Source organism: Bacillus sp. MSP13 (genome assembly GCF_000815295.1).
In the GTDB taxonomy this organism is placed as follows: Bacteria; Bacillota; Bacilli; order Bacillales; family Bacillaceae; genus Bacillus; species Bacillus vallismortis.
The window spans coordinates 216,218-233,509 of the sequence record NZ_JXAQ01000013.1; the positions used below are offsets into that span (position 1 = coordinate 216,218).

General features: G+C 46.0%; 16 protein-coding genes. 6 read left to right on the forward strand and 10 right to left on the reverse strand.

The window, feature by feature from the left end; all coding sequences use genetic code 11:
• Positions 1-8 precede the first annotated feature (8 nt).
• Together nirD and cobA are read left to right on the forward strand one after the other, a co-directional pair.
• Positions 9-329, forward strand: a complete 321-nt coding sequence (nirD, locus tag SC79_RS15985) for a nitrite reductase small subunit NirD (protein WP_039075896.1) — start codon at positions 9-11, stop codon at positions 327-329.
• A gap of 303 nt (positions 330-632) precedes the next feature.
• Positions 633-2,084, forward strand: a complete 1,452-nt coding sequence (cobA, locus tag SC79_RS15990; protein WP_082022767.1) for a uroporphyrinogen-III C-methyltransferase — start codon at positions 633-635, stop codon at positions 2,082-2,084.
• 202 nt (positions 2,085-2,286) lie between these two features.
• Here the strand turns inward: cobA and ffoR are convergent, their stop codons facing one another.
• Positions 2,287-3,297, reverse strand: a complete 1,011-nt coding sequence (gene ffoR, locus SC79_RS15995) for a ferredoxin--NADP(+) reductase (protein ID WP_039075898.1) — start codon at positions 3,295-3,297, stop codon at positions 2,287-2,289.
• 159 nt (positions 3,298-3,456) lie between these two features.
• On the opposite strand from ffoR, the gene SC79_RS16000 reads away from it, so the two are divergent.
• The 3 genes from SC79_RS16000 to SC79_RS16010 all read left to right on the forward strand — a co-directional run bounded on the left by SC79_RS16000 (position 3,457) and on the right by SC79_RS16010 (position 6,154).
• Complete coding sequence (locus SC79_RS16000) at positions 3,457-4,311, forward strand: alpha/beta fold hydrolase (protein ID WP_039075899.1); 855 nt, start codon at positions 3,457-3,459, stop codon at positions 4,309-4,311.
• Positions 4,312-4,407: 96 nt separating this feature from the next.
• Complete coding sequence (locus SC79_RS16005; RefSeq protein ID WP_082022795.1) at positions 4,408-5,292, forward strand: permease; 885 nt, start codon at positions 4,408-4,410, stop codon at positions 5,290-5,292.
• A 4-nt stretch (positions 5,293-5,296) separates the two neighbouring features.
• Positions 5,297-6,154: a TIGR03943 family putative permease subunit gene (locus SC79_RS16010; RefSeq protein WP_039075900.1), complete on the forward strand. Its 858-nt coding sequence runs from the start codon at positions 5,297-5,299 to the stop codon at positions 6,152-6,154.
• A gap of 36 nt (positions 6,155-6,190) precedes the next feature.
• Here SC79_RS16010 and putR read toward each other — a convergent pair whose 3' ends face one another.
• From putR to SC79_RS16045, 7 genes are all read right to left on the reverse strand, one after another.
• Positions 6,191-7,426: a proline utilization transcriptional regulator PutR gene (gene putR, locus SC79_RS16015; protein ID WP_039075901.1), complete on the reverse strand. Its 1,236-nt coding sequence runs from the start codon at positions 7,424-7,426 to the stop codon at positions 6,191-6,193.
• Positions 7,427-7,579: 153 nt separating this feature from the next.
• Positions 7,580-9,034, reverse strand: coding sequence for a sodium/proline symporter PutP (gene putP, locus SC79_RS16020; protein WP_082022769.1), 1,455 nt, complete (start codon positions 9,032-9,034; stop codon positions 7,580-7,582).
• Positions 9,035-9,125: 91 nt separating this feature from the next.
• Positions 9,126-10,673 (reverse strand): L-glutamate gamma-semialdehyde dehydrogenase, encoded by a 1,548-nt coding sequence (pruA, locus tag SC79_RS16025; protein ID WP_039075902.1) that lies wholly within the window; start codon positions 10,671-10,673, stop codon positions 9,126-9,128.
• A 15-nt stretch (positions 10,674-10,688) separates the two neighbouring features.
• The gene (gene putB / locus SC79_RS16030; protein ID WP_082022797.1) at positions 10,689-11,600 is read right to left on the reverse strand and encodes a proline dehydrogenase PutB; all 912 of its coding nucleotides are present in this window, start codon (positions 11,598-11,600) and stop codon (positions 10,689-10,691) included.
• A 187-nt stretch (positions 11,601-11,787) separates the two neighbouring features.
• A complete protein-coding gene (locus SC79_RS16035; RefSeq protein WP_039075904.1) occupies positions 11,788-12,570 on the reverse strand; it encodes a nucleotidyltransferase domain-containing protein in 783 nt (260 codons plus the stop codon).
• Positions 12,571-12,653: 83 nt separating this feature from the next.
• Positions 12,654-13,610 (reverse strand): cephalosporin C deacetylase, encoded by a 957-nt coding sequence (cah, locus tag SC79_RS16040; RefSeq protein WP_039075905.1) that lies wholly within the window; start codon positions 13,608-13,610, stop codon positions 12,654-12,656.
• Positions 13,611-13,670: 60 nt separating this feature from the next.
• Positions 13,671-14,645, reverse strand: a complete 975-nt coding sequence (locus SC79_RS16045; RefSeq protein WP_039075906.1) for a LysR family transcriptional regulator — start codon at positions 14,643-14,645, stop codon at positions 13,671-13,673.
• Positions 14,646-14,762: 117 nt separating this feature from the next.
• On the opposite strand from SC79_RS16045, the gene SC79_RS16050 reads away from it, so the two are divergent.
• Positions 14,763-15,521, forward strand: a complete 759-nt coding sequence (locus SC79_RS16050) for a class I SAM-dependent methyltransferase (protein ID WP_039075907.1) — start codon at positions 14,763-14,765, stop codon at positions 15,519-15,521.
• Positions 15,522-15,546: 25 nt separating this feature from the next.
• Here SC79_RS16050 and SC79_RS16055 read toward each other — a convergent pair whose 3' ends face one another.
• Both SC79_RS16055 and nadE read right to left on the reverse strand, forming a co-directional pair.
• Positions 15,547-16,107 (reverse strand): shikimate kinase, encoded by a 561-nt coding sequence (locus SC79_RS16055; RefSeq protein ID WP_039075908.1) that lies wholly within the window; start codon positions 16,105-16,107, stop codon positions 15,547-15,549.
• Positions 16,108-16,366: 259 nt separating this feature from the next.
• Complete coding sequence (gene nadE, locus SC79_RS16060; protein ID WP_039075909.1) at positions 16,367-17,185, reverse strand: ammonia-dependent NAD(+) synthetase; 819 nt, start codon at positions 17,183-17,185, stop codon at positions 16,367-16,369.
• Positions 17,186-17,292 lie beyond the last annotated feature (107 nt).

The following is a 17,292-nucleotide window of genomic DNA, read 5'->3' on the forward strand; positions in this document are numbered from 1 at the left end:
GAATGGACATGGTAAACAAAGGCGTAACAAAAGTATGGATCAGTAAAATTGAAGAATTACCTGAACAATTAGGCAAAACAGTGTATATTGAAGATAAGGAGCTTGCGGTTTTTAAGCTTTCAAACGGAAGCATCCGGGCCATCGAAAATCGCTGTCCGCACAAGGGCGGCGTCCTGGCGGAAGGCATCGTCAGCGGCGAATATGTTTTCTGCCCGATGCACGACTGGAAAATCTCTTTAGAAGATGGAATCGTCCAAGAACCAGATCACGGATGTGTCAAAACATACGAAACGCTGGTCGAAGGAGAACATGTTTATCTTTTATATTAACCAAACATCCGAATCGCTTTTCAAGTGATTCCCAGATTGTTGACAACATCCTAAAGCGGGTTAAGGTTTTAGGATGTTGTCCTCTTTTCAGTGTTGAAAATCCTTGAGTTCAGGACGGCCGAGCATGGGCGCAGACTTCCGCATCATCCTGTGACAGCGGCGCTCGCGCAGGACGCTTGTAGCCGCTCGCCTTTTTGAGCGAGCGCCAATGCGCGGGCCTGATAACGAATGCAAGAGCTTGTCGACACGCTTTGGATCACTTTTCAAGTGACCCTTCATTTTTCACAGTGACGGAAGGATGACATGATCATGAAGAACGGAATCGTATATTTCGTGGGAGCGGGCCCCGGCGATCCCGGGCTGCTCACCATTAAAGGGAAGCAGGCGCTGGAGGAAGCGGATGTCATTTTATATGACCGGCTCGCCAACCCGAAGCTGCTCGAATTCGCATCATCAGACTGCCAATTTATTTATTGCGGAAAACGGCCAGACCGCCATTTTATGAAACAAAGAGACATTAATGCCCTGCTGGTTGAAGAAGCATCAAAGGGATTAACCGTCGTCCGTTTGAAAGGCGGAGATCCGAGTGTATTCGGCAGAGTAGGCGAGGAAGCAGATGCTCTCCATGAGCATGGCATCCGCTATGAAATGGTGCCGGGCATCACCTCCGGAATTGCAGCGCCGTTATATGCCGGCATCCCCGTCACGCATCGGGATTTCGCATCGTCTTTTGCCATGATTACCGCGCATGACAAATCATTAAAAGGAACCCCGAATCTGGACTGGGAGGGGCTTGCCCGAAGCGTTCAAACCCTTGTCTTTTACATGGGCGTCAAGAATTTATCTTATATTTGCCAGCAGCTCATCGCATACGGAAAATCGCCTTCTGTCCCTGTCATTGTGGTCCAATGGGGAACATGGGGCCGCCAGCGGAGCGTGAAAGGATCGCTTGAGAACATTCAGCAAAAAGTACAAGAACACCAGATTACAAACCCTGCGATTATCGTCATCGGGGATATCGTCAATTTTCAAACACACAGCTGGTTTGAAAGCAAACCGCTCATCGGACAGCATATGATGGTGGTCACTCATGGCGAAGATGAAGACCCGCTTGCAGACAAGCTGCGTGCTTCCGGTGCCGATGTCATCGAATGGCCGAAATGGCGGATTGAGAACATGCCTGTCAATGAAGAGATTCTTCGAAAAATCGGCATATTTGAAGACATTTTTTTCACATCGCGCCATGCGGTTTGTGCATTTTTCCAAGCGCTGGCATCCAAGAAAATCGACATCCGCCAGCTGACAGCCCGACTAAGTGCGGCATCTGAACATGCAGAGACGGAGCTTGAGAAACGGGGTTTTCTCGTCTCGTCCGTTCAGCCAGATTCAGAAAAACGTCTTGTGGTCGGGAGCCGTCATTCAGTGGAAAACATGCAGAAGCATGAGTCCTGTTCGTTTTATATCACCCATGAAAACGTCATAGATGACCGGTTCACCCACATGATTCAGCGAACCGTCAATGAATCTCCGCTGCACATGATCATCTGTCCAAGCAAACCGTCCGTTCAGCAATTGATCAGCACAGGCGAACAAATCGGCATTTCACCGGAACCATCAGCGAACCGGCCTCCCATCGTCTGTATAGGTGATGACTCAGCTGCCGGCGCTTATGGATTCACCGTTGTTCAAGAACAGGATGAGTTGTTTGCTTTGATTCAGAATCAACAGGCGGAAAAAAAGCTTCTTCACAGCTGATTGCTCACAGCCCTTTTCTTAAAGGGCTGTTCAGCGTGTCGACAAACCCTCGCATTCGTTGTCAGTCCTGCGCGTTGGTGCTCACGAATTGCTGCATTCGCTGTGCTCCAATGCTCATCCTTCCTAGACTTCAAGGGTTTTCAATCACGCTGAAAAGATGACAAAGTCATCAATCTGAGCAGCCCTTTTCTCAAGGGCTGTTTTATTTATGCACCAATTTTTTGTGATGGGTTGAATACATCGCCATATTCTCAGCCTTAGGGTCCAAATAAGCCTTCGCGCTGTTGACCGCTGTAGGGCCTTCTGCAAAACCGCCTGCAATCAATTTCAGCTTGCTTTCATAAAAAGCCGCGTCACCCGCCACAAACACGCCCGGAAGGTTCGTCCGCATATGTGTGTCCGCTTTTACCCTGTCTTCTTCAATCTCCAGCCCCCACTCCTTCATCGGTCCGAGATCAATTTTAAAACCATGATTAATGATCAGCTCGTCAACCTCTATGTCTTCCCTCTGGCCAGACACAGTATGACAAACAGTCACGCTTTGGATGCGCTCCTCATCGCCGCGTAGCTGCTCCAGACGATAAGGCGTGAGCACCCGCACCGATGATTGCTTCATTTTCGTCACGCTGCTTTCCATTCCGCCGAATTCCTCGCGCCGGTGAACGACAGTCACAGACGCCGCAATCGGCTCAAGCTCATTGGCCCAATCGACTGCAGTATCACCGCCGCCTGATATGACGACCCGCTTGCCTTTAAAGGCATCAAGCTTCTCCACTCCATAATGAAGATTTTTGCCCGCGTACCGGGTCGCATCCTCACTGTCAAACTCATTGACCTCAAGCGTTCCCATGCCGACAGCTAAAATCACGGTACGTGTATAATGCTTTTCTCCTTCAGAACCCGTCAACACAATGGTGCCGTCTTCCAGGCGTTCAAATCCGGTCACACGCTGATTCAGCACGATGTCGGGATCAAACGTCGCCGCCTGCTCCTTCAGCTGCTTGATCAGCTGCTTTCCCGCAATTTCCGGTATTCCGCCGATATCGCGAATAATTTTCTCAGGAAAGAATAAAGACACTTTGCCTCCGAGCCGCGGCAAAAATTCGATCACTTTCGTTTTCAGCTCCCGCATCCCGCAGTAAAAAGCCGTAAACAGCCCGATCGGTCCCCCGCCTATCACCGTAACGTCATATACCTCTTGATTCTCAGCCATCCGTCCTGCCTCCCGTTCACCTATATCAAAACACTTTAATTGAGAATGAATATCAATACAAAGTATATCATATTTCATGACTTGTGTTTATTCATTTTCCCTCCTTGTAGTAAATGGTTGAAAGCCCTATAATAGGCAGAAAACAAATGGGAGAAACAGATGAAAAGACGAGTCGAAACGATCACTATTGAAGGACATACGCTTGAATATTCCGTTGCGGGCAAGGGAACCCCCATTCTTGTCATGCATGGCGGACATTCAAATTGTTACGAGGAGTTCGGGTACACAGGATTGATTGAACAGGGGTATTCCATCATCACGCCTTCAAGGCCCGGTTACGGACAGACGTCAAAAGAGATCGGAAAAAGTCTTGCTGAGGCCTGCCGTTTCTATGTAAAGCTATTAGATCATCTGCAAATTGACAGTGTGCATGTGATGGCCATCTCAGCAGGAGGCCCGAGCGGCATAAGCTTTGCTTCACATTATCCTGAAAGAGCAATCACTCTGACCCTGCAATCCGCGGTGACCAAAGAATGGCTCACCCCAAAAGACGCTGAATATAAAATGGGGAAAATCCTCTTTCGCCCGCCGGTGGAAAAGTGGATATGGAAGCTGATTTCTTCTCTGAATAACGCCTTCCCGCGTTTGATGTTCAAAGCCATGAGCCCGCAATTCAGCACGCTGTCGTTTCAGAGAATCAAGACCATGATGGATGAAAAAGACATTGAAGCATTTCGGAAAATGAACAGCCGGCAGCGCTCCGGTGACGGCTTTCTGCTAGACTTGTCACAAACCGCCGCTATCTCTTCAAAGGAGCTGCAGGCCATCTCATGCCCCGTATTGATTATGCAAAGTGTTTATGATGGTTTTATCGACAAGTCACATGCCCATCATGCTAAAAAACACATTCCTGGCGCTGTTCTCTGTTTGCTTCACTCATGGGGGCACCTGATTTGGCTCGGGAAAGACGCTGCTGAAACAGATAGAATCATATTCGAATTTTTAAAATCCTAAACAAAGTGAAACAATTTTTCCTCCTCCTCCGTCAAACAAGCAGTGCCTTTTTTCTGATATGATAAAAGGCAGCTTAACATGAGCGGAGGTTTTATTGTGACAGCACAATCATCTTTTCTTCAGCTGAATTCTATTTTTATCAGCATTTTAATAGAAGCCATTCCGTTTATTCTGATCGGCGTCATCCTTTCCGGAATCATTCAAATGTTTGTTTCTGAAGAAATGATTGCAAGAATCATGCCAAAGAACCGCTTTCTCGCCGTTCTATTCGGCGCGCTGGCCGGCGTTTTATTTCCCGCCTGTGAATGCGGCATTATCCCAATAACGAGGCGGCTGCTGTTAAAGGGGGTTCCTCTGCATGCGGGCGTTGCTTTCATGCTGACCGCGCCTATCATCAATCCTATCGTCTTATTTTCTACTTTTATTGCGTTCGGGAATAGATGGAGCGTTGTCTTTTATCGAGGCGGACTGGCGCTTGCCGTTTCGTTGATCATTGGGATCATCTTATCCTATCAATTTAAGGATAACCAGCTTTTAAAGCCTGAGGAACCCGGGCATCACCACCATCATCACCACACCCTGCTACAAAAGCTGGGAGGGACCTTGCGGCATGCCATTGATGAATTTTTCTCCGTGGGGAAATATTTAATCATCGGCGCCTTTATCGCAGCCGCTATGCAGACGTATGTCAAAACATCCACTCTGCTTGCGATCGGGCAAAATGATGTATCTTCTTCCCTTGTGATGATGGGGCTGGCGTTTGTCTTGTCGCTCTGTTCAGAAGTCGATGCGTTCATCGCGTCTTCCTTCAGCAGCACATTTTCATTAGGATCGCTCATCGCCTTTCTCGTATTTGGGGCGATGGTGGATATTAAAAATCTATTGATGATGCTTGCGGCGTTCAAAAAACGATTTGTTTTCCTGCTGATTACGTACATTGTCGTGCTCGTCTTAGCGGGATCACTACTGGTAAAGGGGTGATTGGATGTTTCGTCTATTGGTGCTGATGGGATTTACGTTTTTCTTTTATCATCTGCATGCCTCAGGGAATCTTACAAAATATATCAATATGAAATATTCCTATCTTTCCTTTATTGCGATCTTCCTGTTGGCCATTCTGACAGCCGTTCAAGCATATGTATTTATCAAATCACCTGATAAAGGCGGACATCAACATGATCATGATTGCGGGTGCGGCCACGATCACGAGCATGACCATGAACAAAACAAGCCGTTTTATCAGCGTTATTTGATTTATGTTGTTTTTCTTTTTCCTTTGGTGTCAGGCATTTTCTTCCCGATTGCGACGCTTGACTCATCCATTGTCAAAACAAAAGGGTTCTCGTTTAAAGCGATGGAGAGCGGAGACCATTATTCACAAACACAGTATTTGCGACCTGATGCCAGCCTTTATTACGCGCAAGACAGCTATGACAAACAGATGAAACAGCTGTTTGATAAGTATTCCGGCAAAAAAGAGATTTCTCTGACTGATGATGATTTCCTAAAAGGAATGGAAACCATTTATAACTACCCGGGTGAATTTCTCGGACGGACGATTGAATTTCATGGATTTGCGTATAAAGGAAATGCGATTAACAAAAACCAGCAGTTCGTGTTGAGGTTTGGCATCATTCACTGTATCGCTGATTCCGGCGTGTATGGGATGCTTGTGGAGTTTCCGAAGGACATGAACATCAAGGATGATGAATGGATTCATATTAAAGGCACGCTGGCCTCAGAATATTATCAGCCATTCAAGTCAACTCTCCCTGTCGTGAAAGTGACCGACTGGAACACCATTAAAAAGCCTGATGATCCTTATGTTTACAGAGGATTTTAAGTGAAGACGAAACCAGTACATGTACTGGTTTCTTTTTTATTTCTTTTTCATCAGCATCAAATCAAGATAAAGCTGGCATCGTGTCCTAAAATCGCTTAAATTAATCGACGTCATTTCAGTAATTTGTTTGATGCGGTAATTCAATGTATTTTGGTGAATAAACAGCTGTTCTGCTGCTGGTTTGGTTTTGCAGTTGTTGAGGAGATAGATTTCCAGCGTTTTCAGCAGCTCGGTGCTGCTTTCTTGGTCTTTTGCTTTTAATAAAGCCAAATCCTTATTCTCGTATTCTAAAAATTGATTTTTCTGTTCAATGCTCTCTAAATAACGGTAAATGCCGAGTTTTGCATATTCATATGGAATATTTTCTTGATTGCCGGTGATCTCCGCTGCTTTTATTACTTCAAGCGCTTCTGTGTAGCTCTTGCCAAGTTTTAAAAGGTGATCATATTCGTTTCCGATACCGATATAAATAGGGGTGGGAATTTTTTGAAAGTGAAAATGTGTTAACAGCTTGTTAATAAATTCAGAAGCTGCCGAGGAGACGGAGCTTTTTTGGAAAAAACTCGCTACGACGATGACAATATTTGAATCGATCGTTAAGACATGACTGACTTTATCCCTTAAATTTAAGTACGACCTGATATTTTCCTTTAAATCCTCAACCGCTTCCCCATCCCCATTCGCGGCGTGCAGGATGACAACTGAAAACATGGAAGGCAGCACGGTGTTGATTCTTTCAGCTTCCCGTCTGAGTTCCTTCTCAGAGGTGAATTGCTCATAGATCGCCCGTTTGATCAGATCTTCTGCTTTTTCTTCCTTCTCCTGTTTCAGCTTATTGGTTTTATAAATGATTTTCCCGACATGGAAAGAGGTCTCATACAAAAAATCGAGTTCTTCTTCCGTCAGATTTTCGTCCAGCTCCTGAACCCAGATGTAGCCCATGACGTCCCCTTTGTGCTTTGCGCTTACGACCACTCTCTGGTTTAACCCAATGCTTTCAATTTTATTGACGCGAAAAGGCTCAGGTTCTGTTTTCAGTTTTTCAATGACTCCATCCTTTAGAAACCTCTCAAAAATCTGAACCGGACATTTTTTCGAAAAAATAGTCTGCTGATTAGCAGAGTCAAAATGGTTAATATAGTAAGAATTATAGGCTAACAAAAAGAAATCCGCACTTTCCAGTATGACTGGTTTTTGCAGTTCATAACTGATAAAGTCAATCAGCTTATCAACATCTGAAAATGAAAAAACTCTCTCTAAAAGCTCTTCCATACCTTTTTCTCCTATACTTTTTTTTACTTTAATCATATCCATACCGGGTCTATTTGTATAGAAAAAAATACGTTCGTTTCCAAAAGAAAAAAACGGCCGTTTAAAAGGAGAAAAGAGGAAAAAGGGACAGCCCCTTCCTCCTCCTTTCAATCTTCATTGTGACATTGTATCTTGGTAGTCTTTAAACTGGTCTGCAACAGCTTGTGACGGAGCCCGCGTCAATATACTGACGATATAGACAGATAATAGACTCGCAGCAAAACCAGGTATGATTTCATACAGAAAGTCCGAAAGACCGGCATTCGCCCAAATGATTACAGTTGCTGCTCCCACAATCATGCCGGCGAGTGCCCCCCATTTGGTCATTCGTTTCCAAAACAGACTGAGCAGCACAACCGGCCCGAATGATGCACCGAAGCCCGCCCATGCGTAGCTTACCAATCCAAGGATCGTATTATTTTTCTCCCAAGCAAGGAATAACGCGATGACAGAAATCACAAGCACAGCCAAACGGCCCAAAAACACCAGCTCTTTATCAGAAGCCGAGCGCCTGAACATCGACTTATACAAATCTTCGACCAGAGAGCTTGATGTCACAAGCAGCTGGGAAGAAATTGTACTCATAATCGCGGCCAAAATCGCTGAAATGAGAAAGCCTGTGATAATCGGATGGAACAAGATATTCCCTAATTGAATAAAAATGGTCTCTGGGTCCTTCAGTGTCATGCCATTCTGATGGTAATAAGCGAGTCCGCCCAAACCGGTCAGCACAGCGCCGACTGCAGACAGCATCATCCATCCCATTCCGATCCTGCGCGCTCTTTTGATCTCTTTGACAGACGTTATCGCCATAAAACGCACAATGATATGCGGCTGTCCAAAGTATCCCAAACCCCAGGCAAACAAAGAAATAATGCCAAGGACGCTTGTTCCTTTAAAAATATCAAACATATCTGGATCAACAGACCGGATTTCAGTAACTGTTTCACTTGCTCCCCCCGTGTGGAAAAACGTAACGATTGGAACAAGGATGAGTGCGGCAAACATAATGATCCCCTGAACAAAATCCGTCCAGCTGACTGCCAAAAAGCCGCCAAATAAGGTATAAACCACAACAACACCAGTTACAACCCATAAGCCTGTATGATAATCCATTCCCAAAATACTGTTGAATAAAACGCCGCCGGATACCATTCCGGACGAAACATAAAATGTGAAGAAGACTAAAATCACAATCCCTGAAAACAGTCTCAGCAGCTTCGAATGGTCTCCGAAGCGATTCTCAAGAAACCCGGGAATTGTGATGGAGTTCCCCGCTTGTTCAGTATAGGTTCTCAGCCGCGGCGCAACATAGAGCCAGTTCGCCCATGCTCCGAGGCAAAGTCCGAACACAATCCAAATCCCGCTCAGACCTGTTGAGAACATGGCACCCGGGAGCCCCATCAGCAGCCAGCCGCTCATATCGGCAGCGCCCGCACTGAGAGCGGTTACGGCCGGACCTAAAGAGCGTCCTCCAAGCATGTAATCCGTCAGATTCGACGTGCGCTTGTAAGCGAAGTAGCCGATCAGCATCATCCCCGCCATATAAATACAAATCGAAATAATCAGCTGTGTGTTTTCTATGGCACTTCCTCCTCTTTTTTATGGTATATGGATGAAATGGACATCCCCGCAGGGAGGATGCCCATTTAGTCCCGCTTTAGAACATTTCACTGATTGTTTTAGCCTGCATGTGCAGTGCCAAGTAATCCGGACCGCCTGCTTTTGAATCCGTTCCGGACATTTTGAAGCCGCCAAACGGATGGTAGCCGACGATAGCGCCCGTACAGTTGCGGTTGAAGTACAGGTTTCCGACATGGAATTCCTGTTTCGCACGCTCGATGTACTTGCGGTTGTTTGTAATAACCGCGCCTGTCAAACCGTATTCAGTATTGTTTGCCACTTCTAAAGCTTCGTCAAAGTTTGACACTTTAGAAAATGCAACGACAGGCCCGAAAATTTCTTCCTGCATGAGTCTTGCTTTCGGATCAAGGTCGGCGAAGATCGTCGGTTTGATGAAGTATCCTTTTGAATCGTCACCAGTGCCGCCGCTTACTAAACGCCCTTCCTGTTTTCCAATCTCAATATAGCTCATAATTTTATCATAAGAACCTTGGTCAATAACAGGTCCCATATAAACATCCGCGCTGTCAGGTTTTGCCGTAACTTTTGATTCCGTAATCTCAATGACACGCTTCAATAATTGATCATACACTTTTTCATGGACAACTGCACGTGAACCTGCAGAACATTTTTGTCCCGCAAAGCCGAACGCTGACTGGAAGATCGATTGTGCGGCAAGTTCCACATCTGCATCTTCACAAACGACAACTGTATCTTTTCCGCCCATTTCAGCAATCACACGTTTTAAGTGCTGCTGGCCCGGCTGGACTTTAGACGCACGTTCGAAAATTCTCGTGCCAACTTCTCTTGATCCCGTAAAAGTGATCAGGCTTGTTTTCGGATGGTCAACAAGGTAATCACCAACTTCCGCCCCGCTGCCAGGAACGAAGTTGACTACGCCTTTCGGCAATCCAGACTCTTCAAGCACCTCAACGAATTTCGCAGCAATGACAGGCGTAGCGCTCGCAGGTTTAAGAACAACGGTATTTCCAGTAACGATCGGCGCCACTGTTGTTCCCGCCATGATCGCAAACAAGAAGTTCCAAGGCGGAATGACAACTGTTACACCAGTCGGCGTGTATACATATTGGTTCTTCTCGCCTTCACGGCTGTTGACCGGTTTGCCTTTTGCCAGTTCGATCATTTGGCGCGCATAATATTCCATGAAGTCGATCGCTTCAGCCGTATCAGCATCCGCCTCGTTCCATGGCTTCCCTGCTTCTTTGACAAGCAAAGCGGAGAATTCATGTTTTCTTCTGCGGACTTTGGCAGCAGCGCGGAACAGGACAGCCGCTCTTTCTTCCGGAGACGTGTATCTCCACTCTTCGAATGCTTTCGCAGCAGCTTCAATGGCTTGCTCTGCGTGCTCTTGAGAAGCTTTTGACACTCTGCCGACGACTTCTTCTTTATCAGCTGGGTTGATCGACACGATTTTCGCTTCTGTTTCGACTCTCTCGCCGTTAATGACAAGCGGATAGTCCTTTCCTAAATATTCGCTTACTGTCGCAAGCGCTTTTTTAAACGCTTCCACGTTGTTTTGATCTTGGAAATTTGTGAATGGTTCGTGTTTGTAAGGTGTTGTCATGATAATCTCTCCTTTTTACTTCTTTGTCATTCCTTTAAAAGCAAATGCAATGTTTGACGGACGTTCTGCTAAGCGTCTCATAAAGTAGCCGTACCAATCTTCGCCGTATGGCAGGTAGACTCTCATGTTATAACCTTCTTTTACGAGGTTGAGCTGGGTTTGCGACCGCATGCCGTACAGCATCTGAAATTCAAACTGGTCATTGGCGATGCCATTGTCTTTGGCAAGCTGCTTTGTATAATCGATCATTTTGTCGTCATGCGTGGCAATCGCTGTATAGTGACCGTTTAAGAGCTGCTTCCGGATGATTTTTTTGTAATTTTCATCGACATCGCTTTTCTCCGGGAAAGCTACTTTTTCCGATTCTTTATAAGCTCCTTTTACAAGGCGAAGGAACGGGTGTAAAGAATCCAAATCGTCAATGTCACTTTCCGTTCGGTACAGATAGGCTTGCAGCACTGTGCTCACATACTCGTATTTCTTTCTGAAATCCTTGAAGACATCAAGTGTTTTCTGGCATCTGACCTCATCTTCCATATCAATGGTGACCATGATTTTATGCTTTTCGGCCGTCTGCAGGATTTTCGTCATATTTTCATAGACCAGATCCATATCTATATCGAGACCTAAAGACGTCATTTTTAAAGAAACGTGTGAGTTTAGCTGTTGATCCGCAATCGTCGCAATGGTTTGAATGCACTCTTCCGTACGCTCCCGCGCGACCTCGGCGTTGTTCACAAATTCTCCTAAATGATCGACAGTAACTGACAAGCCTTGGCTGTTTAGCTGTCGAATGGTCGGGATTGAACTGTTAAAATCATTCCCTCCGATAATTTTACCCGCTGCTACCCGGCTTCCCCAGTTCTTCGCCATTTTATTGAGAAAGCCGCTTTTGGATAAAAATAAGAAAAAATCTCTTGTGATCACTTCCAACCTCAACACCCCGCAATCTAAGAAGTATTTGTATGAGTTTATTGTAAATGGACAAAACCGTCGTTCACAATATTCTCAAAATACAAAGATTCTGATTATTTTTGTGGTTTTCTCACAATCAGATAGTTAGAAAGTCGGGGAATCGTGTCGAATAAAGGGGAAAAGGAAGCGACAAAAAATATCAGCTTCCTCCATCCTTCCACACTTCTTCAACCGTATTCAAAAGCAAACGATTCAGTTCAGGCGTCATATCCTTCTGTTCTGCTTTCATCGTTTTTGCCGCTTCCATGATTCTTTCGATTTCCGTTTCGATGAATTGGTGAATGACATGGATTCGCGCTTCAAGATCCAGCTCTTCGCCTCTTCTTTTCCGTTCAAGCAAGGTTTCCATTTCCGCCTTCAGCTCAGAATCAGTAACAAGTTCATTCATCAACACAGTAAAATCCATTGGCGGAATGGTTCCGTGCTTTTCAATCCATTTGCAAGCCAAGATAGGCCGAAGCACGTAGAAATACTTTTTGATTTTGACCTCTTGCCCTTGAAGGTAATCCTTGACGTTCCTTCTCGCCATATTGATATAGTGATACACGCTTGCTTCGGGTTTAAACGCCTCCGTCCGCAGCTTTCTGAGCTGCTCTGCGGTTGTAAATGCTTCGTAATACACAATGTCTGAGGACAGCCATTCAAGGAGCGGCGGGTTTGATTTTTTGAAGAGGCGCAGCGTCTTTCTCAGCTCCCAGCCACTGATATCCAGCAAATCGTGAATCGGTTCCTCAATGACATCCCGCTCCTGCTCAATTGAAAAATACCATTCCTTTTTGGAAACATAAATAAAGCGGACATCGTAGTCACTGTCCTGGGATGGGAATCCCCAGGCCCGGCTTCCTGATTCAACGGCATATACGATTTTGACGCCGTATGACTGTTCGATTCGTTTTAATTCATCAATGATCCTTTGTTTCATATCTATTCGTCTCCAGTCTGGTTTCATTCCGACAGTTTGCAGAAAAAAACCGCCCGATGAGGTGCGGCGGCTTTTCACGTTTATCAGCCTTTCAAATGCTGCTTAAAGAAAGCTAGTTTTTCCGTTTGAAAGGCGGGGATATACTCATGCCCGAAGTAGCGATACACCTTCAGCTCTTTCTCTGTCTCCAAGTGATTGTACGCTGCAAACACGGTGGACGGCGGCGTGACCTTGTCAATCAGTCCGATCGACATCAGGACAGGCACCTTCACTCGATCAGCAAGATTCATAATATCAAAATATGAAAGTGTCTGCATTACCTGTTCCTCTGTCTTCGGGCTGCCATTTCTTCTAAAGAAGGAATTGATTTCAAGGTACGGCTGTTCAAGCGCCACATCAATGGCCCGTTCAAAGTTGCTTAAATAAGGATAATCGGCAGCCGCGGCTTTCGGAATGTCTGACAGAGCTGCCGCGGCAATCGTTAAGCCGCCGCCTTGGCTTCCGCCTGTCACACCGATTCTGGTTTCGTCGACTTCCTCAAAACGGCTGATGACTTCAAGCGCGCGAACGGCGTCCAAATAAACGCCACGGTAATAGTATGTATCTTTATCAAGGATTCCTTTCGTCATCCAACCTAAAGCGTGGCCATGCGGAGAAATGCTTGTGTCTTCGCTGCCCTGCTGCCCGCGGACAAGCATGCCGAATGCGGCGTATCCGTGGAGCGCCCAGTTTACCATTTCATGAATTTCACCATCGTAGCTTGCGTTATAGCCGTGATATTTGACAATCGCCGGATGCGGTCCTTCCTTGTCAGGCACCGCGTACCATCCGGCAATGCGGGCGTTTCCGAAACTTTTATACGTAAGGCGGTAGACCTTGACTCCATCAGCAGGATAATCAACCGGCTGTAAATCAGGTGCTGCTTGGACTTTTGCAAGCTCATCCAGAGACGATTTCCAAAACTCAGAAAAATCGTTCGGCGCTGTTTTTTCAGGCTTATACGTTTGCAATTGGTCGAGCGGCATATCGAATAGTTGCATTTCCGATTATTCCCCTTTGTTTTGTTAGATTTAGTTTGTATTCCTATAGTACCACGTTTTCTACATATTTTCATTCTTGTTTCCCAAACACTCTTCATCAAACGTTTGTTTAAAACTTTTCCGGCTCATTTCCATAAAAGCCTGAGCCGTCAGACTGACATATCGGCTCTTTAAATATACAAAGACAAGGGTTCGGGATGGCGCGGATTGGATGGATAAATAGATCACACCCGGGTCCTTATCCCTTCTGACCAAATTCGGCGCCATTGTCACACCTAAGCCGTTGGCCACAAGAGATTGCGCGGTTTCAATATGGCTCGTCTTAAAGGCGGCATTCGGTTTAAAGCCGCTTTCCGCACAGAGATCGAGAACGGTCCTGCGAAATCCGAAGCCCTCTTTTAACAGAATAAACGGCACATCCCTGACCATTTCAAGGGGCACACACAGCTCCCGGTTCGCCTCTCCTTCCAGCGCTTTCTCAATCAACGCGGTCATTTCCGGCGGCATCCACCTTTGTTTTTCCTTCGGCACCGCGAGAACAATCGGTTCCGTAAGCAAAGGTGTAATGGAGAGCCGTTCATCCTCGATCGGCAAGGACAAAACAGAAAGGTCAACCTCTCCCTTTGCCGTCATTTCCTCTAATGAAGCAGGGTCTTTTTCAACAAGCTGAACCTCTACATGAGGATAGCGCGCCAAAAATTTCCTCAGCAGGGGCGGAAAAAGATATCTCCCCGTGACAGCGGGAATCCCAATGGAAAGCTTGTGCCCGAGCCCCTGCGACCGCTCCTCCATCTCCCGGAGCAAGTCATCTCTGGAACGAATGATGTCCTCGGCTTTTTCAATGAAACGCCGGCCGTGGGGTGTCAGGGTAACAGCGCCGTGGGATCTGTGGAAAAGGGCAAGCCCAAGCTCAGCCTCAAGCTTTTTGATTTGCTGGCTGAGAGATGGCTGGGCGATATGAAGATGCTCCGCCGCCTTTGTAAAACTTTGGCGCCGAGCAATTTCGGCTGCGTATTCCATCACTTTAATATCCATTCCAGCCTCCATAGGTTAAACCTATCGTTTCTATCATTTTTATATCTTGGACGAATCATAACAGAAATTGCTAACATAATCCATATCATCATTTATAAAAGAAGGGGCTGGTTTTAGATGACAAATGAAACACCGTTTTCGAAAAACGCCGAGATGTATCGGGATGAGAAGGTATTTGCCGAGGGGGAAGATTTGGGGCTGATGATGAAAACGGCGGAATGCCGGGCTGATGATCGGGTGCTGGATATCGGAGCGGGTGCCGGCCATACGGCGCTGGCCTTTTCCCCGTATGTACAGGAATGCGTCGGCATTGATGCGACGATAGAAATGGTAGAGGTTGCGTCCTCCTTTGCGCAGGAAAAAGGAGCTGAAAACGTACGCTTTCAGCAAGGAACGGCAGAATCGCTCCCCTTCCCGGACGAATCATTTGATATCATCACCTGTCGATACGCGGCCCACCACTTTTCAGATGTCCGCAAAGCCGTCAGCGAAGTCGCACGTGTGTTGAAAAAGGACGGACGTTTCCTCTTGGTCGATCATTACGCGCCTGAAGACCTCGTTCTTGATGAGTTTGTCAATCACCTGAACCGGCTCCGAGACCCTTCCCATGTACGGGAAAGCTCATTAACAGAATGGCAGTCAATGTTCACCGCTCATCAGCTGGGCTATCAAGAAGTCCAAAAGTGGAATTTGCCGATTCAATACGAAAGCTGGATTAAACGGGGCGGAACCCCTGCCGATCGAGAAAAACAGATTATCAGCCATTTACATCAGGCATCAGACGAAGCACGTGACACGTTCTGTATCAAATTGAATCAAAACGGACAGCCCGACTCCTTTTGCTTAAAAGCGATTTTGATTCAAGGTATAAAATGATAAAAAGCCGTGCGAAAGCACGGCTTTACATTGGCTGATAAAGATCCCAGCCGATTTTCAATGTCTCCGCAATATAATCGGCGACCTCTTCAGGAGAAAGGTTGTCTGTTGCGACTTTTGAATTGTGTTTGTCGTAAATGGCTTTTCTTTCGTTAAACAGCTGTTCCATGTCATCCATTGAACGGTTGTGCAGCACAGGGCGGTTCTCGATCAATAAGTCCGCGCGCTGCTTCCAGTTCTCCCATGACAGGTCTAGATGAAGCACGAGACAGTTTTCCAGACAGCACGTTCTGATTTCCTCTTGTTTAAAAGACCCGCCGCCCAGAGAGACGATTTTGAATCGTTTATGATGGCAAATGTCTAAAATATATTCCTTCTCCGTTTTCCGAAAAAAATCTTCGCCCTTTTTCTCAAATATCTCAGGGATCGACATATTGAAATCTTTTTCAATCTCTTGGTCTATATCGATAAAATCTCTATATAATTTTTTAGCGACCAATTGGCCGATTGTCGTTTTTCCTACACCCATGAACCCGATCAGGACGATATTTCTTTCTCTTACTGGGATGGCTCGTTTAGCGTTCATCTTCGGCGAAATCCTCCTAAGGAATGAAATTTTATATTCATTATATGCTCATTTTACGAATATTTATATAGATACCTGCTTGCCCGTCCTTTAAGCGCTTGTGCCTGAATGTCATTCATTGTACAACATTTTCAGAGGTATTTTAATACTTTGACGCAAAAAAGCATTAAATCCTTTCAACCTCACAGCCTTTATTGTGTTCCTCCGAAGGTATTATGCGCATGACAAAAGCCCGCTCCGAGAGCGGGCTTTCTTCAACTTATTTCCACCAGTCATCAAACATAGATGCCGGTACCTGGCGTTTATGTTCAGTCATGCTGTAGCGTTTTTCCAGCGCTTCTGACACCTTCGCTGATACTTCTTTTCCTTCAAGATAATCGTCAATCTCATCGTAAGAAATGCCAAGCTCTGTTTCATCCGCCTGCTGCGGTTTTTCGTCGAGCAGATCGGCAGTTGGTTCTTTTAAGTATAAGCGTTCCGGTGCACCGAGCTCTTTCAGCAGGCTTTTTCCCTGGCGCTTCGTCAATCCGGTCAGCGGCAGGAGATCCGCTCCCCCGTCACCATACTTTGTAAAGAAACCTGTAACAGCCTCGGCCGCGTGGTCTGTGCCGATGACAAGAAGGCCTTCCTGCCCGCCGATCGCGTATTGAGCGATCATTCTTGTTCTTGCTTTTACGTTTCCTTTATTAAAGTCGGTCAGCTGATCGCCGGTATCCTGCTGATACTGGTCAGAAAACGCGCTGACTGTCGACTTAATGTCGAACTTCCATGATTGATCCGGCTTAATGAACTTCAAAGCAAGCTGGGCATCGTCTTCATCCTGCTGTGTGCCATGCGGAAGACGGACCGCGATAAATTGAGCGTCTCCGCCCTCTTCGCGAATGCTTTCCACAGCAAGCTGGGCAAGCCGTCCCGCTAGAGTTGAATCCTGTCCGCCGCTGATTCCCAATACAAAGCCTTTAGCGCCGGTTTTCTTAATATACTGTTTTAAAAAGTTGATTCGGTCCTCAATTTCTTGTTTTGGATCAATTGAAGGCTTCACATGTAATTCGCGCATAATCGTTTCCTGCACACTCATCCTACTCATTCCTCCTGTACAATCGCTGTTTCTTATTTGATCATTTCCCCAAATGAATTGAAATGAATCATGATCGTTATGTATCCCTATTTAATATAGCACAGGTT